The sequence below is a fragment of the Piscinibacter lacus genome (assembly GCF_016735685.1).
Lineage (GTDB): Bacteria > Pseudomonadota > Gammaproteobacteria > Burkholderiales > Burkholderiaceae_C > Aquariibacter > Aquariibacter lacus.
In genome coordinates this window covers 1,396,479-1,420,562 of the sequence record NZ_JAERRA010000001.1, presented here as the reverse complement: position 1 = coordinate 1,420,562, position 24,084 = coordinate 1,396,479, and the positions used below count along the sequence as shown (strand labels likewise).

The 24,084-nt window shown below is 71.3% G+C and carries 21 protein-coding genes; 8 read left to right on the top strand and 13 right to left on the bottom strand.

Annotation, left to right across the window (positions count from 1 at the left end):
* Nucleotides 1–17: 17 nt before the first annotated feature.
* Both JI742_RS06540 and plsY read right to left on the bottom strand, forming a co-directional pair.
* On the bottom strand, nt 18–374 hold the full coding sequence (locus tag JI742_RS06540) for a RidA family protein (protein ID WP_182660850.1): 357 nt from the start codon (nt 372–374) through the stop codon (nt 18–20).
* Nucleotides 375–411: 37 nt separating this feature from the next.
* On the bottom strand, nt 412–1,029 hold the full coding sequence (gene plsY / locus JI742_RS06535; protein ID WP_201824889.1) for a glycerol-3-phosphate 1-O-acyltransferase PlsY: 618 nt from the start codon (nt 1,027–1,029) through the stop codon (nt 412–414).
* Between the two features lie 113 nt (nt 1,030–1,142).
* On the opposite strand from plsY, the gene JI742_RS06530 reads away from it, so the two are divergent.
* Nucleotides 1,143–1,964 carry a 2OG-Fe dioxygenase family protein gene (locus JI742_RS06530; protein WP_201824887.1) on the top strand — a complete coding sequence of 274 codons (822 nt, stop codon included), beginning with the start codon at nt 1,143–1,145 and terminating at the stop codon, nt 1,962–1,964.
* Between the two features lie 54 nt (nt 1,965–2,018).
* Here JI742_RS06530 and JI742_RS06525 read toward each other — a convergent pair whose 3' ends face one another.
* Nucleotides 2,019–2,912 carry a tetratricopeptide repeat protein gene (locus tag JI742_RS06525; RefSeq protein ID WP_201824886.1) on the bottom strand — a complete coding sequence of 298 codons (894 nt, stop codon included), beginning with the start codon at nt 2,910–2,912 and terminating at the stop codon, nt 2,019–2,021.
* 258 nt (nt 2,913–3,170) lie between these two features.
* Between JI742_RS06525 and msbA the strand changes: the two genes are divergently transcribed.
* On the top strand, nt 3,171–4,988 hold the full coding sequence (msbA, locus tag JI742_RS06520; protein WP_201824885.1) for a lipid A export permease/ATP-binding protein MsbA: 1,818 nt from the start codon (nt 3,171–3,173) through the stop codon (nt 4,986–4,988).
* On the opposite strand, the gene JI742_RS06515 is transcribed toward msbA, so the two are convergent.
* Nucleotides 4,964–5,887 carry a glycosyltransferase family A protein gene (locus tag JI742_RS06515; RefSeq protein ID WP_201824884.1) on the bottom strand — a complete coding sequence of 308 codons (924 nt, stop codon included), beginning with the start codon at nt 5,885–5,887 and terminating at the stop codon, nt 4,964–4,966. The two genes, msbA and JI742_RS06515, sit on opposite strands and share 25 nt — an antisense overlap.
* Before the next feature lie 85 nt (nt 5,888–5,972).
* Between JI742_RS06515 and JI742_RS06510 the strand changes: the two genes are divergently transcribed.
* The 6 genes from JI742_RS06510 to JI742_RS06485 all read left to right on the top strand — a co-directional run bounded on the left by JI742_RS06510 (nt 5,973) and on the right by JI742_RS06485 (nt 12,063).
* Nucleotides 5,973–7,076: a glycosyltransferase family 9 protein gene (locus JI742_RS06510; RefSeq protein ID WP_201824883.1), complete on the top strand. Its 1,104-nt coding sequence runs from the start codon at nt 5,973–5,975 to the stop codon at nt 7,074–7,076.
* Nucleotides 7,073–8,197 carry a glycosyltransferase gene (locus JI742_RS06505; protein WP_201824882.1) on the top strand — a complete coding sequence of 375 codons (1,125 nt, stop codon included), beginning with the start codon at nt 7,073–7,075 and terminating at the stop codon, nt 8,195–8,197. Before JI742_RS06510 ends, JI742_RS06505 begins: the two co-directional genes overlap by 4 nt.
* Nucleotides 8,194–9,258 (top strand): polysialyltransferase family glycosyltransferase, encoded by a 1,065-nt coding sequence (locus tag JI742_RS06500; RefSeq protein ID WP_201824881.1) that lies wholly within the window; start codon nt 8,194–8,196, stop codon nt 9,256–9,258. The genes JI742_RS06505 and JI742_RS06500 overlap by 4 nt, the downstream gene beginning before the upstream one ends.
* 74 nt (nt 9,259–9,332) lie before the next feature.
* A complete protein-coding gene (locus JI742_RS06495) occupies nt 9,333–10,166 on the top strand; it encodes a hypothetical protein (protein ID WP_201824879.1) in 834 nt (277 codons plus the stop codon).
* Between the two features lie 65 nt (nt 10,167–10,231).
* Entirely contained in the window at nt 10,232–11,290 is a 1,059-nt protein-coding gene (locus JI742_RS06490) for a glycosyltransferase family protein (RefSeq protein WP_201824877.1), read from the top strand.
* The gene (locus tag JI742_RS06485; protein WP_201824876.1) at nt 11,287–12,063 is read left to right on the top strand and encodes a glycosyltransferase family 25 protein; all 777 of its coding nucleotides are present in this window, start codon (nt 11,287–11,289) and stop codon (nt 12,061–12,063) included. Before JI742_RS06490 ends, JI742_RS06485 begins: the two co-directional genes overlap by 4 nt.
* A 7-nt stretch (nt 12,064–12,070) precedes the next feature.
* On the opposite strand, the gene JI742_RS06480 is transcribed toward JI742_RS06485, so the two are convergent.
* From JI742_RS06480 to JI742_RS06440, 9 genes are all read right to left on the bottom strand, one after another.
* Nucleotides 12,071–13,138: a hypothetical protein gene (locus tag JI742_RS06480; protein ID WP_236676812.1), complete on the bottom strand. Its 1,068-nt coding sequence runs from the start codon at nt 13,136–13,138 to the stop codon at nt 12,071–12,073.
* A gap of 216 nt (nt 13,139–13,354) precedes the next feature.
* The gene (locus JI742_RS06475) at nt 13,355–15,259 is read right to left on the bottom strand and encodes a GGDEF domain-containing protein (RefSeq protein ID WP_201824874.1); all 1,905 of its coding nucleotides are present in this window, start codon (nt 15,257–15,259) and stop codon (nt 13,355–13,357) included.
* Nucleotides 15,256–17,505 (bottom strand): putative bifunctional diguanylate cyclase/phosphodiesterase, encoded by a 2,250-nt coding sequence (locus JI742_RS06470; protein WP_201824869.1) that lies wholly within the window; start codon nt 17,503–17,505, stop codon nt 15,256–15,258. The genes JI742_RS06475 and JI742_RS06470 overlap by 4 nt, the downstream gene beginning before the upstream one ends.
* A gap of 17 nt (nt 17,506–17,522) precedes the next feature.
* Nucleotides 17,523–17,906, bottom strand: a complete 384-nt coding sequence (locus JI742_RS06465; protein WP_236676811.1) for an Hpt domain-containing protein — start codon at nt 17,904–17,906, stop codon at nt 17,523–17,525.
* A 12-nt stretch (nt 17,907–17,918) separates the two neighbouring features.
* Nucleotides 17,919–19,130 (bottom strand): HDOD domain-containing protein, encoded by a 1,212-nt coding sequence (locus JI742_RS06460; protein ID WP_201824867.1) that lies wholly within the window; start codon nt 19,128–19,130, stop codon nt 17,919–17,921.
* A 94-nt stretch (nt 19,131–19,224) separates the two neighbouring features.
* Entirely contained in the window at nt 19,225–20,151 is a 927-nt protein-coding gene (gene flgL, locus JI742_RS06455) for a flagellar hook-associated protein FlgL (protein ID WP_201824866.1), read from the bottom strand.
* 29 nt (nt 20,152–20,180) lie between these two features.
* The gene (flgK, locus tag JI742_RS06450; RefSeq protein WP_201824864.1) at nt 20,181–21,890 is read right to left on the bottom strand and encodes a flagellar hook-associated protein FlgK; all 1,710 of its coding nucleotides are present in this window, start codon (nt 21,888–21,890) and stop codon (nt 20,181–20,183) included.
* A 31-nt stretch (nt 21,891–21,921) separates the two neighbouring features.
* Nucleotides 21,922–22,830, bottom strand: a complete 909-nt coding sequence (gene flgJ, locus JI742_RS06445) for a flagellar assembly peptidoglycan hydrolase FlgJ (RefSeq protein ID WP_201824862.1) — start codon at nt 22,828–22,830, stop codon at nt 21,922–21,924.
* Nucleotides 22,830–24,080 (bottom strand): flagellar basal body P-ring protein FlgI, encoded by a 1,251-nt coding sequence (locus JI742_RS06440; RefSeq protein ID WP_286184078.1) that lies wholly within the window; start codon nt 24,078–24,080, stop codon nt 22,830–22,832. The genes flgJ and JI742_RS06440 overlap by 1 nt, the downstream gene beginning before the upstream one ends.
* Nucleotides 24,081–24,084 lie beyond the last annotated feature (4 nt).

The window sequence follows — 24,084 nt, the reverse complement described above, 5'->3', positions numbered from 1 at the left end:
GGGATCCGCGCCGGCGCTCAGACCGCGGCGGTGACGATCATCTCGACCTTCCAGCCCGGGCGGGCCAGTTGGGCCGAGACGGTGGCACGGGCCGGCGCGCAGCCGGCCGGCAGCCAGGCTTCCCAGACGGCGTTCATCGCCGGGAAATCGGCCAGGTTGGGCAGCACGATCTCGACGCGCAGGATGCGCGACTTGTCGCTGCCGGCGCGGGCCAGCAGCGCATCGATCTGGGCCAGCACCTGCTGGGTCTGGCCGGTGATGTCGGCGCTGTCGTCGCCCGCCACCTGGCCGGCGAGGAAGGCGAAGCCGTGGGCCACCGTCATCTCGGACAGGCGGGCATTGGTGTCGAAGCGCTGGATGCTGGAAGCGGTCATGGAAATCGTCGAAAGGGTGGGTGGAAATCGAAGCGGCTCAGCGCGAGGACGCGGACTTCTGGCCGAGCCGGCCCTCGGTGCCGGCGCGCAGCTTGGCGATGTTGCTGCGGTGGCGCCAGATGAGCAGGAAGGCCATCGCAAGCAGGGCCAGGAAGATCGGGCCGGGGCCCCAGATCAGCAGTTGGTAGAAGGGCGCGAAGACCGCCGCCACCATCGAGCCCAGGGACACGAAGCGGGTGAAGCCGACGACCATCGCAAAGCTCGCCAGCGTCGCCAGGCCCAGCACCGGGTTCAGGGCGAAGATCGCACCGGCCGCGGTGGCCACGCCCTTGCCGCCCTGGAAACCGAAGAAGACCGGGTAGAGGTGGCCGAGGAAGGCCGCGAGCGCGACCGCCGCCACCAGCGGCTCGCCCAGCTCCGGCGCCAGGCCGCGCACCGCCAGCACCGGCAGCACGCCCTTGAAGGCATCGAGCAGCAGGGTGAGCAGGGCCGCAGCCTTGCGGCCGGAGCGCAGCACATTCGTCGCGCCGGGGTTGCCGGAGCCGTAGCTGCGCGGATCGGCCAGGCCGAAGGCGCGGCTGACGATCACCGCAAAGGAAATCGAACCCAGCAGGTAGGCCGCGGCGATCGCGGCGAGGGGAGCCATCCAGTCCATGCCCCGGATTGTGCCGGCCCGCGCGCCGCCCCAGACCCAAGCGGCGCGCAGGCCGGGGGCCGCGTGCTAGCCTCGCCGCCCCGTGCCTGTGCCGGCTTGTGGACCCTGCCCCGATGATCGTCGACCTCCAAACCCCCATCGCCCCGGCCGTCGCCGTCGACCGCCTGATCCAGCAGGGCTTTGCCACGCTCACGCCGGAGGCCCTGGCCCAGCTCGCCGGGCTCAGCCTGGCGCAGTTGGATGCGCTGCATCCGCACTGGGCCGCGCTGCCGCCGGACCGTCACCTCAAGGACGGCGGCCGCTACCGCCACCGCCGCCACGGCTGCTATGTGCAGACCCTGCCGCAGAACCTGGCCCGCTGCGACCTGAGCGCGCTGTCGGCCGGCCTCCAAGCCACGCCGCACCGCGCGCACTGGCAGCCGACCACCTACAACGCGCTGCACGGCGGCATGGAACGCTGGTTCGATCCGCTGGAGCCGGAGCTGGCCGCCAATCCGAGCTGGACGACGCTGATCGCCGCGATCGGCGGCCTGTTCGCCCAGCGCCGCGCGCCCGAGGACGGCCGCTGGTGGATCGAGACCCATCCCTTCCGCATCGACACCCGTGACGGCGTCGGCCGGCCGACGCCCGAGGGCGCGCACCGCGACGGGGTGGACTTCGTCGCCGTGCTGCTCGTCGAGCGCCATGCGGTGATCGGCGGCGAAACCCGTGTCTTCGAGGCCGGCGGCACCGGCGGCGTGCGCTTCACCCTGCAACGGCCCTGGAGCGCACTGCTGCTGGATGACGCCCGGGTCGTGCACGAAAGCACGCCCATCCAGCCCGCCGATGCCAACGGCCAGCCGCTGCCGCCCGAGGCCGTGGCCCGCGAAGGCCACCGCGACACCCTGGTGCTGACCTACCGCAGCGGCGGCTTCCAGGCCCCGGGCGGGCGCTGAGGCCCGCTCCGGCCCCGGCCCGGCGGGGTCTGGCCGGTCAGGCCGGACGAAGACTCAGCGCGCGACCGCCTGCGACTTCTTGCGATAGGCCTCGGCCGCCGCCGCATCGCCACGCGCCTCGTGCACCGAGGCCAGCTCATTGAGCACGTAGCGGTCGGCGATGCCGGCGGCGGCATCGTCCTTCTCCAGCGATTCGAAGCCCGCCTGCGCGGCTTTCAGGTCGCCGCTCATGCGCTGGGTGTGGGCCACCAGCCAGCGGCCGCCGCGGATGGCCGGCGCCAGGCCCTGCTGCTGGTAGATCGCCAGCGCCTTCTGCAGCACCGGCAGCGCCAGATCGTGGCGGCCCATCTCGTTGAGGGTGATGCCCATATTGTTCAGGGCCGCGGGCTCCCACTTGCGGGCGCGAGCGTCCTTGGCCTCGCGCACGTAGTCGAGCGTGCGCTCATGCCAGGCCAGGCGGCCTTCGCGGGTCGGCTCGACCAGGGCGACGGAATGCATGGCATCGGCCGTCAGGGCCTCCAGGCCGGCCGGCCGCGCCATCTCCAGCGCCCGGATGAAGAAGGGCCGCGCCTGGCCGCCCTGCCCCTGGCCGCGCAGGATGCGGCCGCGCTCCAGCGCCTCGCGCACCCGCGCCTCCGCCCCGGCGGTCGGCAGCTTGGCGGCGATGCCGTCCAGCTCACGCTCGGCATTGGCGAATTCGCCGCGGATGGTGAAAGTGCGCGCGATCTGCGTCACGAGGATCAGCGCCTCGTCGCCCTGCGCACGGCCCAGGGCCTCGCGGAAGGCCTGCTCGGTGCGCACGGGCTGGGCGAAGTCCCAGAGGGCATCCACATCCAGCGCGGCCCGGGCGGGGCCGGCCAGCAGGGTGGCGCCCAGGCCCAGGGCCAGCAGGGCATGGCGCAGGCGCAAAGTCGGCCGCGCGGCCGGGGTTCGGGGGGAAGGCTTCATGGTCTCTCTTGTCTCCGTGGACACGGGCCGGGTGCAGTCCCGGCCTCGGATGGCGCCGGCAGGTCGCGGGCGGGGGCCTGCGCTGCGGGTCGCGGGCGATTATGGGCAGGCGCCCGGCCCGGGCCGGCTGCGGGGGCATGGCGGCCGGCGGCGGCCGGTCGCAGGCCCGCCACAGCGGCTGCGGGAGGGCCTGCCAAACCCGCCGACAATCGCGCCGCGCGACGCGGGCCCCCGCCCGAGCGTGCCCCGCCCGACTGCATGTCCTCCCCCGCCTCCCCTTCCCACCCGGTGCTTGGCGCCGCCGAGCGCCGCACCCTGATGCTGCGCCTGCTGGCCCTGACCCGGCCGCACTGGTCCATCTTCGGCCTGGGCCTGGTGGCGATGGCGATCTATGCCGCCACCGAAGCCGCGATCCCGGCACTGCTCAAGGAGCTGCTCGACGGCAGCTTCGTCGCCAAGGACCCGGCCGCCGTGCTGCGCACGCCGCTGCTGCTGGTGCTGCTTTTCCTGATCCGCGGTGTGTCGGACTTCGCCCACACCGCCGCGCTGAACGATGTGGCCACCCGCCTGGTGCTGGAGCTGCGCCGCCAGGTCTTCGCCAAGCTGCTGCGCCTGCCGGCCAGCCACTTCGATGCCCAGCCCAGCGCCAAGCTGATCTCGCTGCTGACCTACAACAGCCAGCAGGTCAGCCCCATCATCACCACCGTGCTGCTGACCGTGGTGAAAGACAGCCTGACCGTGCTGGGCCTGCTGGCCTACATGCTCTACCTGGACTGGAAGCTGGCCCTGGTCTTCTTCGCGGTGCTGCCGGTGATCGCCTGGGTGATCCGCACCGTCAGCCGGCGCCTGCGCGGCCTCAGCCACAAGCAGCAGGGCTCGATGGGCGAGCTCAACCATGTGCTGCGCGAGGTCAGCGAGGGCCAGCAGGAGATCAAGGTCTTCGGCGCCGCCGCCTACGAAGAGGCCCGCTTCGACCGCATCGCCCAGAGCCTGCGCCGCACCACGATGAAGGTGGTCACCACCTCGGCGGCCAACGGGCCCATCGTGCAGCTCATCGCCGTGCTGGCGCTGGCGGTGATCATCCTCTACGCCACCTTGCAGTCGCAGCAGCAGGGCCTGACGGTGGGCGGCTTCGTCAGCTTCTTCGGCGCGATGGCGCTGCTGCTGGCGCCGCTCAAGCGCCTGTCGAATGTGAACGAGCCGCTGCAGCGCGGCCTGGCCGCCGCGGCCAGCATCTTCGAGGTGCTGGATGCCCCGGCCGAGCCCGACACCGGCACCCGCCGGCTCGAAGGCCGCGCCCGCGGAGCGCTTCGCTTCGAAGGCCTGCGCTTCCGCTACGCCGGCGCCGAGCGCGAGGCCCTGGCCGGCATCGACCTCGCCATCGAGCCGGGCGAGACCGTGGCCCTGGTCGGCGCCTCGGGCGGCGGCAAGTCCACGCTGATGGCCATGATCCCGCGCTTCTACGAGCCTGGGGCCGGCCGCATCACGCTGGACGGCATCGACCTGCGCGAACTGCCGCTGGCCGAGCTGCGCGGCCAGATCGCCCTGGTCACCCAGCAGGTCGTGCTGTTCGACGACAGCGTGGCCGCCAACATCGCCTACGGCCGCCAGGGCGAGAGCACGCGCGCCGCCGTCGAGGCCGCCGCCGAGGCCGCGCATGCGATGGACTTCATCCGCGCCCTGCCCGAGGGCCTGGACACCGTGATCGGCGAGAACGGCGCGCGGCTCTCCGGCGGCCAGCGCCAGCGCCTGTCGATCGCCCGCGCGCTGCTCAAGGACGCGCCCATCCTGCTGCTTGACGAAGCCACCTCCGCGCTCGACACCGAGAGCGAGCGCGTCGTGCAGGCCGCGCTCGACAACCTGCGCCGCGGCCGCACCACCCTCGTCATCGCCCACCGCCTGTCGACCATCGCCAATGCCGACCGCATCGTCGTACTCGACGAAGGCCGCATCGCCGAGGTCGGCAGCCACGATCAGTTGCTGGCCGCGAGCGGGCTGTATGCGCGGCTGCACCGGCTGCAGTTCGGCGAGGGCGCACAGGCTGCGGTCGCTCAATCAGCCAGGGACTTTCCTTGAGCTTGCGGACGCAGGAAGTCGGGGCCGAAATGCGCCGCCATGCGCGCAAGGCACTCGTCGTTGTTGTGGCCGCGGGCATTGAGTCGGAAGAGGCCCTCTCGCTGGCTGCGCATCCAAGTGATGGGCTCATCGACCGGTCCAACGCGCAGGATGGGCGTGCCGATGCGGCGCGCCATCGCGTTGAGCCAGATGTCGTCCGCATTGGGACTCAGGGCCAGGAAAAGGTCCGACCGGGTTACTTCAGGATGAAGGCTGCCCGGCGGATAGAGCACGCCCCCGACGCCAGTCAAGAAGAGCGGATCGCTCGCCGCGCCAAGCGCCGTCCGCTTGGGCCATACGCGATAGGGCAGCAGGTAACCATCCTCGCCCCAGCGCAGGACATGTGCGCGCCGGCACACGATGGCATCGGGCTTTGCTTCGTGCGCGCCCCAGAGCGTCTCCAGCCAATCAGGCGGGTAGTAGATATCGTCGTCGGCAGTTACCCAGACGACGTCGCTGGCGCTGCGCAACGCGGGGATGAGCTTGAGGTAGACCTTCAGGTTGTCCTCGCTGACCATCAGCCGCAAGCCGTGGGCCTGGAGGGCAAGGACTTGGTGCGGCAGGGCGGCAACGTCGCCGGCGTAAAGGCTGAGTACGACCTCAGCGGGCCGCAGCCGCTGCGCCAGGAGGGACTTGATCGTGGCGGCCAGGGTGGGATAACGCGCCGGGTAACTCGTCAGCGTGACGGCGCATCGCGCCCTGCGTGTTTCGGACTGCATGCGCTGGGCAAGCAGGCATTGCCAGCGCAACTCATTGCGCAGGGGCGCCACGGCACGCAGCAGACCGTGCTGCATCGACCGAAGCCAATGCCGGGGGGACTTGCGCCATGAGCGCCTTAGCTTTTCGATGCTCGCAACCATGGTCAGCAGGTGCGGTGATGCGGGTTGGCAAGGGAGACGCTGTGGATGGGCGATCCAAGCCCCTCCCTCTGCGTTTTGGGGGGCGATGGTAGTGAGTCAAACCGTCCGCATCCTGATCGTCCGCATGTCGGCGCTGGGCGACGTGATCATGGCCTCGGGACTGATCCCGGCGCTGCGCGCGCGCTGGCCGGATGCCCACATCAGCTGGCTGGTCGAGCCCGCAGCAGCCCCGTTGCTGCGGGAGCATCCGAGACTCGATCAGATCATCGTCTGGCCCCGAAGCGAATGGCAGAAGCTGTGGGTTAGCGGTCAGAGGATCCAGGTGCTTCGCAGCGCCCTCGCCTTGCGAAAGCAGTTGCGTGCAAAACGCTTCGATCTGGCGATCGATGCACAAAGCCTGCTCAAGAGTGGGCTGTGGGCCTGGTGTAGCGGTGCCCCGCGGCGGCTGGCCCTCAAGGGCCGCGAGCCCTCGCACTGGCTGGCCACCGAAACCCTCACCCTGTCCCCGGCCTTGCCGCAAGAGGCGCTGATGGGCCGCGAGTACCGCGCCCTGGCCCGCCACCTCGGCGCACCCGAGGCCGCCTTCCAGCCCGACCTGGTGCTGCGTGCCGAGGCCCGGGCCCAGGCCGGGACCGCCCTGACCGCCGCCGGCCTGGCCCCCGGCCAGGCCCACGCGGTGTTCTGCCCCTGGACGACGCGGCCGCAGAAGCACTGGTTCGAGACCGAATGGCAGGCTCTGGGGGCCCAGGCGCGCGCCGCCGGCCTCGTGCCGGTGCTGCTCGGCGGGCCGGCCGAGGCCGAGGCCTCGGCCGTGCTGGCGGCCCGCATGCCCGGCAGCCTCAGCCTGGCCGGCCGCCTGCCGCTGGATGCCAGCCTGGCCGTCATCGCCTCGGCCCGGCTGCTGGTCGGCGTCGACACCGGCCTGACCCATGCCGGCACCGCGCTGAAGGTGCCGACCGTCGCTCTGTTCGGCTCGACTCGGCCCTACCTCGATGCCGGCCTGCCCACCACCCGCGTGCTCTACAGTGGCCGAAGCTGCTCGCCCTGCCGCCGCCGGCCGAGCTGCGACGGCCGCTTCGACTGCATGCGCGACCACACGGCCGAATCCGTCTGGGCTGCCGCCGAAGCCGTGCTGGCCGCTGCCGAGCCGGCCCGGCGCCGGCCCATCCTGCCCCTGAACCCCGCATGAAAGTGCTGCATGTCGAAGCCGGCCGCCACCTCTATGGCGGCGCGCTGCAAGTCGTCTTCCTGCTGCGCGGCCTGCGCGCGGCGGGGGTCGACAGCGTGCTGGCCTGCCCGCCCGGCAGCGCGATTGCCGGCGCCGCCGCGGCGCATGCCCGGGTGCATGAACTGCCCATGGGCGGCGACCTGGACCTGGGCCTGGTCGGCCGCCTGCGCCGGCTGATCCGTGCCGAGCGACCGGATCTCGTCCACCTGCACAGCCGGCGCGGCAGCGATGTGCTGGGCGCCCTGGCCGCGCGGCTGGAAGGCGTGCAGGTGGTGCTGAGCCGGCGTGTCGACAACCCCGAATCGCGGCTGTGGGCGGGCCTGAAGTACCGCCTGCACGACCGCATCGTCACCATCTCCGAAGGCATACGCACCGTGCTGCGCGCCGAGGGCGTGCCCGAGGCCAAGCTGGTCTGCGTGCCCAGCGCGGTGGATACCACCGCCTATGCGCCCATCGCCGCCGACCATCCCGACCGCGCCGCCATCCGCGCCGAACTGGGCCTGGCGCCCGACACCCTGCTGCTGGTGATGGCCGCCCAGTTCATCGCCCGCAAGGGCCACCGCACCCTGCTGGCCGCCCTGCCCGGCGTGCTGGCCCGCCACCCGCGCGCCCGGGTGCTGCTGCTGGGCCAGGGCCCGCTGCATGCCGCCATCGTGGCCGAGGCCCGCGCGGCCGGCCTGCACGGCGCGCTGCCCGATGGCGGGCCGGTGCTCTTCCCCGGCTTCCGCCAGGACCTGCCGCGCCTGCTGCCGGCCTGCGAGCTGATGGCCCACCCGGCCGAGATGGAGGGCCTGGGCGTGGCCCTGCTCCAGGCCGCCGCCTGCGGCCTGCCCATCGTCGCCGGCCGCGCGGGCGGCATCCCCGAGATCGTCGTGCCGGGCGAAACCGGCGCCCTCATCGAGCCCGGCGACGCCACCACCCTGGCCACCCACCTTGACCACTTGCTCGGCGACCCGGCCGAGCGCAGCCGCCTGGGCGCCGCCGCGCGGGCGCGGGTGCAGGCCAACTTCTCGCTGGAGGCGATGGTGGGGGGGAATCTGGCGGTGTATCGCGGCCTTTTGGCCGCCACGAGTCGCACATGAATGCGCCCGTCAAGGTAGCGCGTTGCGCCGTTTACTTCGTCGCCTCGCCGCTGCAGTTGCTGGCGGCGCGACAGATCGCTGCCACCCACGAGGCAGGAAGCCGCCAAGTACTGGTCTGGTACAAGCCGGGACTTGCCAAACTCGTCCGTTCGGACGAATGGGATGCCTGCCACTACCTGGCCTGGCCCCGCTGGGAACCGCTGCCCGGCCCCTTCGGTGGGCTGCGCCGCCTGCGCCGCAACCTGCGCGAGGTGGCCGGCGTGGTGGGACCCTGCAACACCGTGGTGCTGCACAGCGCAGTCTTCGACACCGAGGCCATCAACTACTTCCTGCACGACCTGCCGCGCCGCTGCGGCGCCAGCCAGCGGCTGGCCCGTATCCTGCCCGATGGGCTGATCAGTATTCGACGCTACCCGCTGAGCTTGGCCAAGCGCGTTGCCCAGTGGCTACGCAAGTTGCGTCGGCTGGTGGCGCCAGAGCTGAACTACACCCCCTTCGCAGGCGACCGCATCGGATCGGATGCGGCCTTCTGCGACCGCATCTACGTGTTGGCAGGGTTGCCGCACGCCTATCCGCAGACCAGAACTTGCGTACTGCGCCCGCTAGCTGAACGAGGTGTAGTTCATACGCCGCCGTCTTCAGCCGATGCAGCCGGGGGAGTCGGACTAGTCATCGGTCAACCCCTAGCCGGCAGCGGCTTGATGGCTGCGGCGGATGTGCAGCGAACGCAGAATAATATTCACGCTTGGCTAAAATCGCAAGGCTGCGTGCGGATCCTTTATAAGCCGCATCCAAAGGACGCAAATCATGAACTCCGGCACCCAGACTACGAACTGGTTGAGCCGATAGAGCCACTCGAAACCTGGCTTGCCTCGGCCCGGTTTGACTATGTCGCAGGGGTACGCTCATCCGGCCTGATCTTCGCGCGTCAGGTACAGCCCACGCCAACTCGCGTAGCGGCCTTCGGCTGGTCGCGAATCCGCTTCAAGAATACAACAGAATACGAGGAAATGTCCGCGCTGTTCACATCGTTGGGCATTGAGCAAATCCAGGAGACTTGAGACCGTCCGATTCAAGCGCCCTGTCGCCCGTCCCGCCGGCGGTCCTCCGGGCGGCATCGCACCGCAAGCCGAACATGATGAAAGCTCAATTAGCCCGTGCCTCAGGCGACAGAGGTACCACGCCCGTCCTGCCGATCGTCTGCTTGGCTAGCGGCGAAATGAACGGTCTTGCCGACCTCTATATCCGCAGGCTCCACGCCATGCTGCAAGCACAGATGGTGCGCCCGTTCAAGCTCCACTGCTACACCGACCGGCAGCGCGATCTTCCCGGGACGATTGAGCAGCACGACTGCGCGGCATGGGATGTTTTCGCTCGACATGGCGAGCATCCAACCCTGCGCAAGCTCGCCCTCTTCGACCCAGAGAGGGTAGCTTTCGATGAGTTCCTATATCTTGATCTGACGCTGGTCATCCGCAAGCCGCTTGAACCTCTCGTGGAGTTTGCCTTGCAGCATCCGGCTGCCTTGCTAACCGTCCGGGATTGGCACCATCCGGGCAGCAATTCATCCGTCATGCGCATCCGGAAAGGTCCGCTCCACGCTATCCCGGCGGCGTATTTGGAAGGCCGTCGCTACCGGCAACTCATTCCTGGCGATCAGGATTATCTAAACGAAGCAGCCCGGGATCTCGGCCTGACGTCGCTCATCGAGCATTTTCCTGACGGCATGGTCATTAGCTACAAGCAGACTAACCGGATTGGCCGAAAGTACCCGGCGCAGGCACGCAAGATGATTCACGACGCCTTCATCGTGAAGTTTCATGGCAGACCACGCATGAATACTGTTTTTACACCTATGCAACGATTACTCCGGTCGCGTTTGGAAGCTTGGCTTTATGGTCAATGGAAGTCGCCGATCCCTTTGGATGAGCTTCGGGCGGCCTGGCTTGTTGAATCCGTACGACATTGAATTCGCTCTCTCAATCTGGCCGATCTGCCGCGGTCGTATGTGCCTTCAACCCGCGTAACAGCGGTATGTACTCGGTCGATCTTGCGGCCGATCCAGTGCTGCGGGGCCTAGGTTGGTTTCCGCAGTACTACGTCAGCCAGAACCGAACACGGGTAGGCCGCCTGCGCTTCAATCTGCTGCGCGATCCGCGCCAACTGCAGGACCACCAGGCCCTGGTGTACTGGGGCGATTTCCAGAACAACGCGCTTTGGGCGCTCGAGTCCTACTTCGACCGCGAGCGTCGGCTGCACGGAGTCCTCGATCCCGCGGAAGCCTTGGTCAACTGGCAGTCGCTCTATCTTCCCGACCCGGACCAACTGCCCGATGGTATGCGCGTGGTGGCTGCCGGGGGGTGCTTCCTGGGATTACAGGGCGCCCTGACGGAACGGCCGGAACTGGCTAAGGCGAGCGCGCGATTCCTGCAGCGCTGCGATGCGGTGATCGTGCGCGACACCGGCTCGCTGCGCGCACTGCAGCGGCTAGGGCAGAACTATGACTTGGAGTTGCGGGGCCTGAATCTAGGCTTCGACTGCGCGAGCCTGGCGGACTGGCCGGCCCCGAGCCGCTGGCGCGGTGGCTGGTTCGCGCATGCCTTCGGCCGTGGCTTGCCGCCGGGCGATGCCGCCCGGCTGGTGGTCGAGGTCGAGCGCGTGACCGGGCTGCGGGGCATCTCCATCGATTGGCTGATTCAGCGTCGTCCGCGCCGCCTGAGCGATCTGGGCTTCCGCTGGCACCGTCGGCTGATGCGGCATACCCGCTTCTGCCTGACCGACACGTATCACTTCGCCATCAATGCAATGGGCCTGGGCAGCCTGCCGATCATGATCGGCCGAGCGGCTGGGCCGAGTCTCTCGACCCTAAACGAGGCCAAGAAGCAGATCCTCTACGCGATGACCCGCCTGGATGAAGCCCATCTGCGGCTGCCCGGCGAAGCGCATACTGCAGCGGCACCGTGTGTGCTGCGGGAGACGGCCGAGCGCATCGGCAAACTAGCCGCCGGCCTGGCTGGCGATCCCGGCTGGCGCGACGGTTTCCTGTACTGCCGGGCACGCATGGCACGGCATCTTGCCGAGGTGCTGGCATGAGCAGCGAACCCCGAGGGCTGACGATCCGCGTCCTCAACATGGCCCATGACCATGGGCGCCGCCAGCACATGGAGGTCCAGTTGCAGGCATTGGGGCTGAGTGCACGCTTCCTGCCGGCCATCGACGGCCTGACCCCAGCCGCCGCCCGGCCCGCCTCTTGTGCGCTCTCGGCTGGCGAATGGGGCTGCTATCTGAGCCACCGGCAGGCCTGGCTAGAACAAGTGGCGGCCGGCGAGCCTTGGGGTCTGGTGCTTGAGGACGACCTGCATCTGGACCCGGCACTACCGCAGCGCCTGGACAAGATCCGACAGCATTGGCCAAGCGGATTGCATGGCGTTCGGCTAGGCCATCTGTGCCCGGCCGTTGGACGGCTTCTGTGGGGCGAAGCGGCGGGGATCTGCCTCGTCCTGCCAATCAAAAACCCCAGCGGCGGCCAGGGCTATCTGCTCAGCTTGGACGGTGCACTCCGGCTTGCCAAGCAGCTGCGCCCTCGCGAACGACCACTTGACAGTGAGCTGGACCATGCTTGGCAGCACGGTATCGCCTTGGGCCTGCTGCTGCCGGCGGTGGTTTGGCCTGACGCGAAAGCGGTTTCACGCATCGGTACAAGCGGGCGGGCTCACACCAGCCGATCGCATGCAATGGGCGCACGCTGGATGCGCTCGATACGCAAGCACCTGGCCCTGGCGCGGCTGATGCACCGCATGACAGGTCGAATCTCAGCTTACTGGCAGGCCCCAACGGTGCGAGCTCGGGTGCCCGACGAGTACTGAGGCCTACTCAGACCGGGGACCGCCACAAAGCACGCAGTCGATGCCAGCGCAGCCACAGTGCGTGGTGCAAAAAGAGGCAGGGCAGCCAGCGCGCCCAGCGTAGACCGGGACGGCGGCGGGCTGCGTGACGCTGCAGGATGCGCCACTCGACCACCTGAGCCGGCGTGCGCAGCTTGAACCACGGCACCCGCCGGCTCAGCACAGCGGCATCTCCACCCAGACTCGCCGGCACAGGCAGGCCCTGCACGGCGAAGCCAGCGATGGTGCGCAGGCACTTCTCGCAGCGCAAGCAGTTGCGGCCGCGAGCCAGCTCGTAGTGGAAGCAGACCCGCAAGTTCACGGTACTGTCGGGCCAACGGGCCAGCAGTCGGATCTTGTCGCAGCGGTCGTCCTCGGCACCATCGTGAACGATGTGCAGACTGTCGCTGGATAGCAAGTGATCGGTCAGTGGAGAACTGCCCCAGCCGGGCACCAAATCGTCGTAGGGCTCGGAACTGCCGATCAAGGCCGTTCCCGCTCGCGCCTTCAGCAGCTGAAGGCAGGCAACCAGCACCACGCCATGGGCCTCATCGATGCCCGCGCCGGTCAGCTGGCGCAGATTAGTACGCACCGGCAGCAACGGCAGGCCGAGCGAATCCAGGCTGAGCTGCGCCTCGGCCTGGGCAGTGGCGAAAGCCTCGGGAAGATTCAACGGCAGGTCAAGGCCCTGCACGATAACGGCCGCCACCAGACGCCGGCGTCGGTGCTGCACGACGCCATGGCGGTGACGCCAGAGCGAGTAGCGCGCATCGATGCCACCCGAGAAAGCAACTACCGCCAACTGCGGCGAGGCAGGCGGACACCGGGGTGGCGGGCAGTCCGGCGTACTCAAGCGCAGCGCGATACGGTGGTAGCGGCCGGGCCGCAAGCGAGCCCAATGGCCCACCCACTCCTCCAGGCCTGCCAGCAGTCGAAGGGAAACAGCACCATCGATCAGCAGGTCGCGGCCCTCGCGCATGGCCGCCATCACCAGGGCAATCGCGAAGGGTTCAAGGTCAGCCGGATCCCAGTCGAGCGGCTGATCGGCCGCGGGCATCTCGAGCCAGGCCTCCTGCTCGACTTGGGCGGGATCAACTGCATCGGCGCGGATCAGCGCGCAACGCAGGCGCCACCAACCTCCCTCGCTGCGGGGCGGCAGGGGCCGCAGGATCAGGGGCTCGGGAGTCGGCGGGGCAGCCCGGACGATAGGGGCAGGACGATGGGGGGGGAAAGACATTCCCAACATCCTAGGGGCGGGCGCGCCCTCAACCGATCAGCCCACGCAAGTCCGGTTCTTCCCCGTCCGCTTGGCCTCATACAGCGCCACATCGGCCCGGGCCAGCGCTGCGTCCAGGGGGTCGCCGGGGCGGTGGGCGGTCACGCCGGCGGAGAAGGTGACGAAGATGCGCTCGGGGCCGTCGCTGGTGAACAGCTCGGCGCTCAGCAGGCGTTGCAGGCGGCTGAGCACGCGCTGGGCTTCGTCGACCGGGGTGGCGGGCAGCAGCACGACGAACTCCTCGCCGCCGTAGCGGGCCAGGGTGTCCTGCGGACGCAGCGCGCGGGTGACGTGGCGGGCCAGGAACTGCAGGGCCGCATCGCCACTGGCATGGCCGAGGCGGTCGTTCAGGCGCTTGAAGTTGTCGATGTCGAGCAGGCCGACGGCGAGCGGCAGCGGCTCGGCCGGGGGATCGGCCGGAGCATCGTGCCGGGCGGCAGGCGGGAGGTCGGCGGAGGCGCCAGTCGCGGCCTCGTTGGCGGCAGCCGCTGCGGCTTGCGTCGCCACCCCGGCGCCGGCCGTAGCCTCATGGGCGGCGCGGGCCAGGCGCGCGCATTCGCGGTCGAAGGCGCGCATCAGGCCGCGGCGGTTGGCGATCTGGGTCAGCGGGTCGGTCGAGACTTCGTCGCCCAGGCGGCGGATCTCGTCCTCCAGCGTGCGCACGCGGTCCTGCATGGCTTCGGCGCGGGCCTGCTCGGCCTGCAGACGGTCGCGGGTCTGCGCGACCAGGGACTGCACGGCGCGGCTTTCGGCCACCATTTCGCGCACCCGCCCGGCCAGGCCGTCCAGGGTGTCGGCCGAGGCGATGGCCTCGGCATGGCGGTCCAGGCTGTCGGCATAGCGGCCGGAGGTCTGGCCCAGGCTGGCCAGGTCGCTCAGCATCTGCCGGATCGAGGCCTTCAGCGCCTCGCGCGCGGCGCGGCGCTCGCCCTGCAGGCGCTGCTGGCAGGCGCGGGTGGTGGCCAGCATCTCGTCGAGCTGGCGCAGGCCGCGCACGGCCAGGCCGGTCTCGAACTGCTGGCGCATGGCCTGGGCCTGGCCGCGGGCCCAGCTCTCGTCCTCGGCCAGCTCGATCAGGCTCTCGCTCAGGCCGCGGCAGAGGCGGGTCAGCACCTCGTGGCCGTGCAGGCGGTGGGCGATCAGGCGGCGCGCTTCCTCGCAGAGCAGGGCCACTTCGCCGGCCGAGGCGGCGTCGGGCGGGCGGGCGGCCTGCAGGCGCTGTTGCAGGCGATCGGCCAGGGCGCGGGCGCCGGCATCGTCGGCGGGCAGCGCGGCATCGAGCGAGGCGGCCAGGCTGTCGACCAGGGCCGGCCAGGCGGCGGGTGGATCGGCGGGCCGGTCGGCAGCCTTGGGCAGCGCGGGCTGGGCCGCGGCGGCTTGCGGTCCGGCGGTGGGGGCCGGGCTTTGCTGCGGCCCAGCCGAATCGGCGCCAGCCGGCTGGGCCGGGGCGATCGGGATCGGGGCTTGAAGCGGCCTCGCCAGCTCGGCCGCCGGCCGGGCGGCGGGCTCGGCCTCGCGCGGGCCGGGGGGCTCGTCGGCACCGGCCGGCGCCTCGTCCCAGCGGGCCAGCAACTGGGTCAGGCGCTGGTGCAGGCGGGCGGCGTCGCTGCGGCTGCCACCCAGCACGCGTTGCAGGCTGTCCTTGCGGCGGGCGGCGGTCCAGCCGCGGTCGGAGCGCTCCAGCGCGCGCAGGGTGCGTTCGATCAGGCCGGCCCAGGCCTCGCCGTCCGGGCCTTCGGCGCGGGCGGGCTCGGGCGGGCGCTGGCCGGATTCGGCGGCATAGGCACGGGCATAGTTCTCGGGGGTGGGCTCCAGGCGCTCCAGGGCCAGGCGGCGCAGGGTGGCCTTGGCCAGCACCGCGACGGGGGCCGCGGCCCCTGGGCGGGGCTCGGGCGCATTCATCGGCGGCTTGCGCCGACGCTGCGCTGCAGGGCCGGCGGCAGGCTGGCGACCGGGGACTCGGGCAGGCTGGCGTCCAGCGCGCACTGCCAGGCGGCGCCACCCTGGCCCAGGGCTTCGACCCAGGCTTGCAGGGCCTGCGGCGCCATCGGCCGGGCCATCAGATAGCCCTGCGCGCTGTCGCAGCCCAGGGCAAGCAGGGCTTCAAGCTGGCCCAGCGTCTCGACGCCCTCGGCCACCACGCGCAGCGAAAGCGCACGCGCCAGCGCGACGATGGCCGCGATCACCGCCGCACTCTGCGGCGTGACGCCGAGGTCGCGGATGAAGCTGCGGTCGATCTTCAGCTCGTCGATCGGCAAGGTGGTCAGGTAGGCCAGCGAGGAATAGCCGGTGCCGAAGTCGTCGATGGCCAGGCCGACGCCGATGGCATGCAGGCGATGCAGGGTCGGGATGACGGTCTGCAAGTCCTTCATCAGCCCGGTTTCGGTGATCTCGATCTGCACTGCGCCCTGCGGCACACCGGCCGCCTCGGCCGCCGCGCTGAGGGTGGCGACGAGGTCGCTGCGCTCGAACAGGCGGCTGGGCAGGTTGACGGCAACCGGCCCGTCCAGGCCCGGCATGCCGCGCCAAGCGGCGGCCTGGCGGGCGGCCTCGCGCAGGGCCCATTCGCTCATGGGCACGATCAGGCCGGTTTCCTCGGCCAGGGGGATGAAGTCGGCGGGCGGCACCAGGCGCTCGCCGCGCTGCCAGCGCATCAGGGCCTCGACCCCGGCCACCCGGCCGCTGCGCAGGTCGATCTTGGGCTGGTAGTGCAGCACCAGCTCGCCGCGCGCCAGGGCCATGTGCAGGGCGGTCTCGGTCTGCAACTGCTCGCGGCCGCCGCCGGCCAGGGTGGGGTGGTAGAGGGTCACGGCATTGCGGCCGGCCTCCTTGGTCGCGCGCATCGCGGCATCGGCATGGCGCAGCAGCTCGGGCACGGTGGCGCCGTCGCGCGGGAACAGGGCCACGCCGATGCTGGCGGTGACGAAGACATCCTGGCCCGCCAGGGTCAGCGGGGCGCGCAGCGCCTCTTGCAGGCGCTGGGCCACGGCGCAGGCATCGCGCTCGCGGCCGGTGCCGTTGAGCAGCACGACGAACTCGTCACCGCCCAGGCGGCCCAGCACATCGTCGTGGCGGGTCAGGTCGGGCCGCGATTCGTCGGTCTCGCCGCCCATCGCGCCATGGCGCACGCAGGCCTGCAAGCGGAAGGCGACGCGGCGCAGCAGCTCGTCGCCGGCGGCATGGCCCAGGGTGTCGTTGACCAGCTTGACCCGGTCCAGGCCGATCAGCAGCACGGCCAGGGCCTCGCCCTCGCGGCGGGCGGCGTCGATCGCGCGCTCGGCCCGGGCGATCAGCTCGCGGCGGTTGGGCAGGCCGGTCAGGGCGTCGAAGTGGGCAAGCTGGTGGATGCGGTCCTCGGCCGCGCGGCGCTCGCCCACGTCCTGCACGATGCCGGCATAGCCCACCAGGGCGCCGCGCAGGTCGAACTGCGGTTCCACCTCGACATGCAGGATCAGCTCGCGGCTGCCCTCCTGCGCCAGGTGCAGCTCCAGCGTCAGGGGCTGGCGGGCGGCCAGGGCCTCGCGCAACTGGGCCAGCAGGGCGCGGCGGGCGGCCGGCTCCAGCCGGCGCAGCACATGGCGCAGGTCCAGGCGGGCATCGGCCGGCAGGCCCAGCACATGCAGCGCCTCGGCCGTGGTGTGCAGGCCGAAGCGGCCGCAGCGCCAGGCCACGCTGCCGATGCGGGCGATCTGCTGCGCGCGGGCCAGCTCGCTGCGCTTGCGTTCCAGCTCGGCGCCGATGCGGGTGGCGCGCAGCAGGTGGCGCAGCCGGCCGGCCAACAGCGCCCAGCGGGTCGACTTGACGAAGAAATCGGTGGCGCCGGCCTGGTAGGCCTGCTCGATCGAGGCCTCGTCCTCCAGGCCGGTCAGCATCAGCACCGGCAGCGCGGCCAGGCCGGGCCGGGCGCGCAGCAGGCGGCAGGTCTCGAAGCCGTCCTGGCCGGGCATCACCGCATCCAGCACGATCAGGTCGGGCCGCCAGTGCTCCAGCCGGGCCAGGGCATCGGGGCCGCTTTCGGCCACCGTCACCTCGAAGCCGTGGTGGCGCAGCGCGGTGGCGGTGAGCAGCCGGGCCATGGCATCGTCGTCGACGAGCAGCAACTGCGGCTGCTCGACGGGCTCATGGTCCAGGCGGATGCTGAAGGGCATGCGGGCAGCGAAACGATTCAGGCCGGCGGCTGGCCGAGGGCCGCCACCGCCGGGCGCACCCGGGCGAGTTCCTCGCGCAGCTCGCCCAGGCGCGGGCCCAGGCCCTCGGCCTGGCCGTCGCGCACCAGGCGCTCGACCTCGGCACAGCAGCGCGACAGGGCCAGCGCGCCCAGGCTGGCGCTGGAGGACTTGAGGGTGTGGGCCACATGCCGGATGCGAGCGGCATCGCCGGCCCGCTCGGCTTCATCAAGCTGGGGCAGCAGGCTGTCGAGCGAGGTCTCGAACAAGCCCGCCACCCGCGGCAGCAGGCCATGCCGACCCAGGGGATCCAGGGCGCGGAGCTGGGCCAGGGCCTCGGGATCGAGCAGGGGGCCCGCTTCGGAAGGGCGTTCGGGATTCAAGATGGACTCGGTTCAGCGCAAGGTGGCGGCCCGGGCCAGGGCGGCCAGCAGGGCCTCGTTGGTTTCACCAGCGTAGCTGAAGAGCGACGCAAAAGCCTCGCGAATCGGATCCAGATCATCCCCCTCCACCGCCTGCACCAGGCGCAGGTAAGGCATGCAGGGGCCGCGGCCTTCGACCAGGGCCTGGCGCACATGATCGGGCACCGGCAGGCTGCGGAACAGGGCCTCGAAGGGCTGGTCGAGCAACTGGTCAAGCAGCGAGAAGACGCCGCAGATGAAGCATTCGCCGGCCAGCTCCTCGTAGCCGCTGCGTTGCAGCAGCTCCTCCATCAGCAGGCCGCGGCGCACGGCGGCGAACATCAGCGGACGCAGGTTCAGGTCTTCGCTGGCGGTGGCCAGCAGCAGGGCCAGCCAGCGCAGCAGGCGCTGGCTGCCCAGCAGCATGATGGCGTGGCGGAAGGAGCTGACCTCCACCGCCAGGCCGAAGGCCGGCGAGTTCAGGTAGCGCAGCAGGCGGAAGGCCAGGCGCGGATCGCGGCTGAGGGTGGATTCCAGCTCCTCGACCGAGGAGCCGGACTGCAACTGCCGCATCATGTCCATCAGCACTTGCAGCTCGGCCGAGGCCTGGCCGCCGGCGCGGCCGGCCGGCGGGCTGCGGCGGTCCAGCGCGTCCTGGAAGGGCCAGCCCAGCACGGCGATGGCGCCGCGCGCGAAGCTGGCCTCCATCTCAGCCAGGCTGTGGATACCGGACTGGATGAAGCCGATGCTGCGCGGCATGGGCGAGGGCTGGCCCAGCGGCTCGTGCAGGCGGCGGTCCTCGGCCAGGTCGATGATGGACTGGCGGAAGCAGGGCAACAGCTCGCGCGGCAGCTCGCGCGGCGGCCGGCCCTTGATCAGCAGGGTGTTGCCGCGCGCCGCCAGGGCGGCGATGACCTCGGCATGCGCCGGGTCGGCCGCCATGAAGGCCGGCACCTCCACGCCCAGGTGGCGCGCCGGCTGGGCGGCCATCAGCTCGTGCAGCAGGCTTTCGCTGAGCAGGTTGAGCGAGACCTCGCCCGCGCCTTCGGGCCAGACCGCGGCCAGGGCCTCGAGCAGCTCGCCCACGTCCAGCGGCTCGCCGGGCCGCAGCGGGAAGAGCGTGAGCCGGGTGGCGATGACCGCGCGCTGGCGGTCGATCATCGGCGCGTAGCTCAGGGCGACTCGGGCAAGGATGGAAGCGCTCACAGGACGGCCGGGCAGGAGTGGAGATTCCATTGTCGGAAGCGCACCGCCCGGCCAAGCCCGGGAAAGCCGGTCTTCGCCCGGCTGCTTCGGCGCTTCAGCCCTTCAGGTAATCGAACAGGCTGAGGCGCTGCACCTGGGCATAGGCTTGCAGCGCGGCGTTGTAGCCGGTCTGCTGGTTCTGGAAATCGGAGATGGCGGCGACCATGTCCAGGTCGGTCGCGTCGGAGCGCACTTGCTCGGCATCGAGCTGCTGCTGGCCCAGGCGCTGCTCGATGCCGTCGAGCCGGTTCAGGGCCTCGCCGGCTGCGCTGCGGGTCTGGCCCTGTTGCAGCAGCACGCGGTCGATCACGCGCAGGGCCTCGGTGTTGGCCGTGGCGATGGCGGCGCTGCTGCGGCCGGGGGTGTCGAGCTCGTCGGCCATGGCGGCCAGGGCGTCGAAGACATTGATCGTCGCGCCGCTGCTGTCGGGCACCGCCGTCCAGGTGCGGTCGCCGTCGACGGCCGAGGTCAGGCGGGCCTCGCCCACCGCAAGCTGGGTGTCGCCCGGCGTGCCGCGGTAGCTGACACCGCCCGCGCCTTCGACGAAGGGCTCGCCGGCCGAGCCCTGGCCGCCGAAGAGGTAGCTGCCATTGCCGTCGCCGCGGTTGGCCAGGTTGAGCAGTTGCTCGCGCAGGCCGCGCAGGCTGTCGGCCAGGATGCCGCGCTCGGCATCGCTGTAGCTGCCGTTGCCGGCGCTCACCATCAGGTCGCGCGCTTCCTGCAAGAGCTCGGCGGACTGGCCCAGGGTGTTTTCGCTGAGCGTGAGGTGGGCGCGGCTGGCATCGAGCGCGCGCAGGCTGGCGGTGCTGATCGACAGGCGGGCGCTGGCGCGTTCGGCGCGGGCGGCGGCCACCGGATCGTCGGAGGCACGCTCGACCCGCTTGCCGCTGACCAGGCGCTCCTGCGCCTCGCCCAGGGCCTGCTGGCGGCGCTGCAATTCGGACACGCCGGCTTCGTATCGGGAGGCGGTGGAAAGTCGCATGGTCAGGGGCTCGGGGCGATGCGACCGGATCAGCCGGCCGTCTGCAACAGGGTGTCGAACAGCGATTGCGCGATCTGCAAGACCTTGGCCGAGGCCTGGTAGGCCTGCTGGTACTGGATGAGGCGCGCGGCCTCCTCGTCCAGGTTCACGCCCGAGCGCGCGCTGCGCTCGGCCGTGGCCTGCTCAGCGGCGCTGGCGGACAGGTCGGCCAGGGTGCGGCCGCCCTCCACGCGCAGGCCGACCTCGGCGATCAGCTCGGCATAGGCATCGCCGGCGGTCGAGCCGCCGACCAGCGCCTTCTCGCGCAGGCCGACCATGGCCAGGGCATTGCCGTTCTGGTGGCGCAGGGCCTCGGCCACTTCAGCGCTGCTGCCGGCGGGCGGCGCCACGCTGAAGCGGTCGCCGGCCTTGGGCGCGCCTTGCAGGTTGAGCGACCAGCCGAGAGCGGCGCTGTCGGGATCGCCGCCAACCGGAAAGTCCAGCGTCAGCGGCTGCGGCAGGCTGGCCTCGTTCGTCCAGGCGCCGCCATCGACGCGCCAGCGGTAGCCGGTGGCGGCACTGCCGGCGGCTGCGCCGGTGAATTCCAGCTCGACCTGCGGCGTGCTGGCGCCGTCCCAGCTACGCACCGTCAGCGCAGCGACCGAGGCAGTGCCCAGGTTGGCCGCAGCCGCCGAGGCCGCGACCGGCGCCGCCGCGGCCACGCCCAGCGGATCGCGCATCGCCACCTGCAAGCCCAGCGCGCCCTGGCCGCCGTCGTCGAAGATCGGCGCGCCGGGGTGCAGGCCATCGCCTGCATCCACCGCCACGCCCAGGGCCTGCTGGGCATTGACGGCGGTGGTGACGCCGGTGACCAGGGCCTCGAAGCGGCTGCGGGTGGCCGGCAGATCCTCGTTCTGGAAGCGCAGCACGCCGCCCAGGCTGCCGCCCGCAAGCTGGCTGCCGCTGAGCGGCGCGGCGCTGCCGACCAGGGCCACCTGACGCAAGCGCGCGTCGGCAGGATCGACCCGCAGCTCCAGCGCCCGGGCCTGGCTGCCCATCACCAGGGCCTGGCCGCCGGGCAGCATCACATTCAGGCCGCCCTGGTCGGTCTCGACCGTGCTGACCGGCACCAGGGCCGAGAGATCGCGCACGAGCTGGTCGCGCTGGTCCAGCAGGTCATTGGGCACCTGGCTGGCGCCCTGGGCCGCCTGGATCAGGCCGTTCACGCGGGCGATGGCATCGATGATCTGGTTGGCCTGGGTGCTCATCACGCCCAGGTCATTGCGCACGCCGGACTGCATCTGCTCCAGTTGCTCGGCCACCGCGCGGGCGCGGGCCGCGAAGTCCTCGGCGCGCGACACGACCACTTGCCGGGCCGACAGGTCCTGCGGCGCCGAGGCCACGTCCACATAGGCATTGAAGAGCTGGGTGGCGGCATGGCCCAGGCCCTGCTCGCCCAGCGGGAAGAGGGTGTCGAGCTGCTCCAGTTGCTGGAGCCGGGCCTCGTCCATCGCGGCCTGGGAGCTGCTGCGCTGCTCCTCGCGCACGGCATAGGCGTCGTAGGCGCGGGCGACGCCGGCCACCTGCACGCCCTTGCCGATGTAGCCGGCGCCGCTGAAGGAGCCGGGGGTCGCGCTGAGCAGGATGTCCTGCCGGCTGTAGCCCGCCGTGTTCGCATTGGCGATGTTGTGGCCGGCGACCTGGAGGGCCGTCTGGCTGGCGTTCATCGCACGAACGCCGATCGAGAGCAGGCCGGACATGGGGAGACCTCTTCAGGATGGGGCGCCGGGCTCAGCCTTTGAGGCTGCGTGCGACGCGCAAGGTGGTTTCAATGACGCGGCCGAGCTTGGCGGCGTAGTCCGGGTCGGTGGCATAGCCGGCCTTCTGCAGGTTCTGCGCAAAGCCCTGCGCGCTGCCGCCCTCGGCCACCACGGCGGCATAGCGCGGGCTGCGGCTGAGCAGGCGGGCATGGTCGGTGTAGGCCTCGGCATGGCTGTCGTAGGCGCGGAAGGTCTGCTTGACCTTGCGCGGCACGCCGTTGATGTATTCGGTGGTGGTGACGGTGGCGGTCTTGCCCGTCCAGCCCGGCCCGGCCTTGATGCCGAAGACGTTGTGCGAGCTGGAGCCGTCGGCCATGCGGATCTCGCGCCGGCCCCAGCCGGACTCATGCGCGGCCTGGGCCAGGATGAAATCGGCCGGGATGCCGGTCGCGCGCGAGGCCGCCTCGGCCGCCGCGCGGTGCTGGGCCACGAACTGCTGCGGCGCGCCGGCGCCGCGCAGGGCGGTGGGCGACAGGGCCTCGCGCGACAGGCTGCCCGGCCGGCGCGGCAGCTCGCGGGCCGCCGCCGGGCTGGCGGCCAGGGGCGCGGCGGCTTCGGCCTTGGCCGCATCTGCCCCCGCCCCCGCCCCGCCCTGCTGCCGGGCCAGTTGCCGGGCGATCTGGTCGGCCAGGCCGCCGCGCAGGCCGCTGAGCTGCTGGGCGAACTGCTGGTCGAGCATCTCGGTGCCGAGCTGGGTGCCGCCGTTGTCCATCAGGCCGCTGCTGGGCGTGGCGGCGCGCATGCTCTTCATCAGCTCCTGCATGAGGAGCGATTCGAACTGCCGCGCCGCGGCCTGCACCGCGGCCTGCGGATCGCGGGCGGCCTGGCCGCGCAGGGCCTGAAGCTGGGCGCCGGGCAGGCTGCTGGGCAGGGCGGCCATCAGATCACCTCCAGCTCGGCATTCAGCGCGCCGGCGGCCTGGATGGCCTGCAGGATGGCCAGCAGCTCCTGCGGCGTCGCGCCCAGGCTGTTGAGCGCCTGGACCACCTCGGTGAGCTGCACGCCCGCCGGCAACTGGATCAGCGAGCCGCCGGCCTGCGCCACGGTGATATCGGATTTCTCGGCCTGCACCGTCTGCCCGCCGCCGAAGGCATTGGGCTGGCTGACGACGGGCTGGGTGCTGATCGTCACGCTCAGCGCGCCGTGGGCCACGGCGCAGGCATTCAGCGTGACGGCCTGGTTCACCACGATGGAACCGGTGCGGGCATTGATCACCACCTTGGCGGCCGGCGTCTCGCGGGCGATCGGCAGGTTCTCGATGTCGGCCAGCAGGGCCACGCGGGCGCCGGGGTCGGCCGGCATGGCCACCCGCACCGTGCGGCCATCCAGGGCCTGAGCCAGCGGTTGGCCGGCGCGGCGGTTGATGGCCTCGACCACCGCGCGGGCGGTCGAGTAATCGGCGCTGTTCAGGTCGAGCTGCAAGCTGTCGCCCTGGTTCAAGGGCGTCGGCACCGCCCGCTCGACCACGGCGCCGGCCGGGATGCGGCCGGCATTCAGGGTGTTGATCTGCACCTTGGAGCCGCCGGCCGAGGCGCCTGCGCCGCCGATCACCAAGTTGCCTTGGGCCAGGGCATAGACCTGACCGTCCGGGCCCTTGAGCGGCGTGGTGATGAGGCTGCCGCCGCGCAGGCTCTTGGCATTGCCGAGCGAGGCCACGGTCACATCCAGCGCCTGGCCGGGCTGGGCGAAGGGCGGCAGACTGGCGGTGACCATCACCGCCGCCACATTGCGCACCTGCATATTGGTGCCGGCCGGCACCGTCACGCCGAGCTGCTGCAACATGGTTTGCAGGCTCTGGCTGGTGAAGGGCGTCTGGGTGGTCTGGTCGCCGGTGCCATCCAGGCCCACCACCAGGCCGTAGCCGACCAGCGCATTGCTGCGCACGCCCTGCACCGCGGCAATCTCCTTGAGCCGCGCGGCCTGGGCCGGCACCGGCCACCACAGCGCGGCGCTGGCCACCAGCACGCACAGGGCCAGGGCAAAGCGCAGCAGGGGGCCGAGGGGCTCGATGCGCAGCTCGGCCTCGTCCTCTGCCTCGAAGGGCCGGTCCGCACGGGGCGCAGCCGGCTGCTCGGCCGCGCGGGGCAGCCGGAACAGGCGGGTCAGGGGCTTGGGCAGGGTGGCGTTCATGGCG

What these genes read in the sequence shown, in the direction of transcription:
- JI742_RS06540 (WP_182660850.1), bottom strand. Translation starts at nt 374, where the DNA reads ATGACCGCTTCCAGCATCCAGCGCTTCGACACCAATGCCCGCCTGTCC.
- plsY (WP_201824889.1), bottom strand. Translation starts at nt 1,029, where the DNA reads ATGGACTGGATGGCTCCCCTCGCCGCGATCGCCGCGGCCTACCTGCTG.
- JI742_RS06530 (WP_201824887.1), top strand. Translation starts at nt 1,143, where the DNA reads ATGATCGTCGACCTCCAAACCCCCATCGCCCCGGCCGTCGCCGTCGAC.
- JI742_RS06525 (WP_201824886.1), bottom strand. Translation starts at nt 2,912, where the DNA reads ATGAAGCCTTCCCCCCGAACCCCGGCCGCGCGGCCGACTTTGCGCCTG.
- msbA (WP_201824885.1), top strand. Translation starts at nt 3,171, where the DNA reads ATGTCCTCCCCCGCCTCCCCTTCCCACCCGGTGCTTGGCGCCGCCGAG.
- JI742_RS06515 (WP_201824884.1), bottom strand. Translation starts at nt 5,887, where the DNA reads ATGGTTGCGAGCATCGAAAAGCTAAGGCGCTCATGGCGCAAGTCCCCC.
- JI742_RS06510 (WP_201824883.1), top strand. Translation starts at nt 5,973, where the DNA reads ATGGTAGTGAGTCAAACCGTCCGCATCCTGATCGTCCGCATGTCGGCG.
- JI742_RS06505 (WP_201824882.1), top strand. Translation starts at nt 7,073, where the DNA reads ATGAAAGTGCTGCATGTCGAAGCCGGCCGCCACCTCTATGGCGGCGCG.
- JI742_RS06500 (WP_201824881.1), top strand. Translation starts at nt 8,194, where the DNA reads ATGAATGCGCCCGTCAAGGTAGCGCGTTGCGCCGTTTACTTCGTCGCC.
- JI742_RS06495 (WP_201824879.1), top strand. Translation starts at nt 9,333, where the DNA reads ATGATGAAAGCTCAATTAGCCCGTGCCTCAGGCGACAGAGGTACCACG.
- JI742_RS06490 (WP_201824877.1), top strand. Translation starts at nt 10,232, where the DNA reads ATGTACTCGGTCGATCTTGCGGCCGATCCAGTGCTGCGGGGCCTAGGT.
- JI742_RS06485 (WP_201824876.1), top strand. Translation starts at nt 11,287, where the DNA reads ATGAGCAGCGAACCCCGAGGGCTGACGATCCGCGTCCTCAACATGGCC.
- JI742_RS06480 (WP_236676812.1), bottom strand. Translation starts at nt 13,138, where the DNA reads ATGCCCGCGGCCGATCAGCCGCTCGACTGGGATCCGGCTGACCTTGAA.
- JI742_RS06475 (WP_201824874.1), bottom strand. Translation starts at nt 15,259, where the DNA reads ATGAATGCGCCCGAGCCCCGCCCAGGGGCCGCGGCCCCCGTCGCGGTG.
- JI742_RS06470 (WP_201824869.1), bottom strand. Translation starts at nt 17,505, where the DNA reads ATGCCCTTCAGCATCCGCCTGGACCATGAGCCCGTCGAGCAGCCGCAG.
- flgL (WP_201824866.1), bottom strand. Translation starts at nt 20,151, where the DNA reads ATGCGACTTTCCACCGCCTCCCGATACGAAGCCGGCGTGTCCGAATTG.
- flgK (WP_201824864.1), bottom strand. Translation starts at nt 21,890, where the DNA reads ATGTCCGGCCTGCTCTCGATCGGCGTTCGTGCGATGAACGCCAGCCAG.
- flgJ (WP_201824862.1), bottom strand. Translation starts at nt 22,830, where the DNA reads ATGGCCGCCCTGCCCAGCAGCCTGCCCGGCGCCCAGCTTCAGGCCCTG.
- JI742_RS06440 (WP_286184078.1), bottom strand. Translation starts at nt 24,080, where the DNA reads ATGAACGCCACCCTGCCCAAGCCCCTGACCCGCCTGTTCCGGCTGCCC.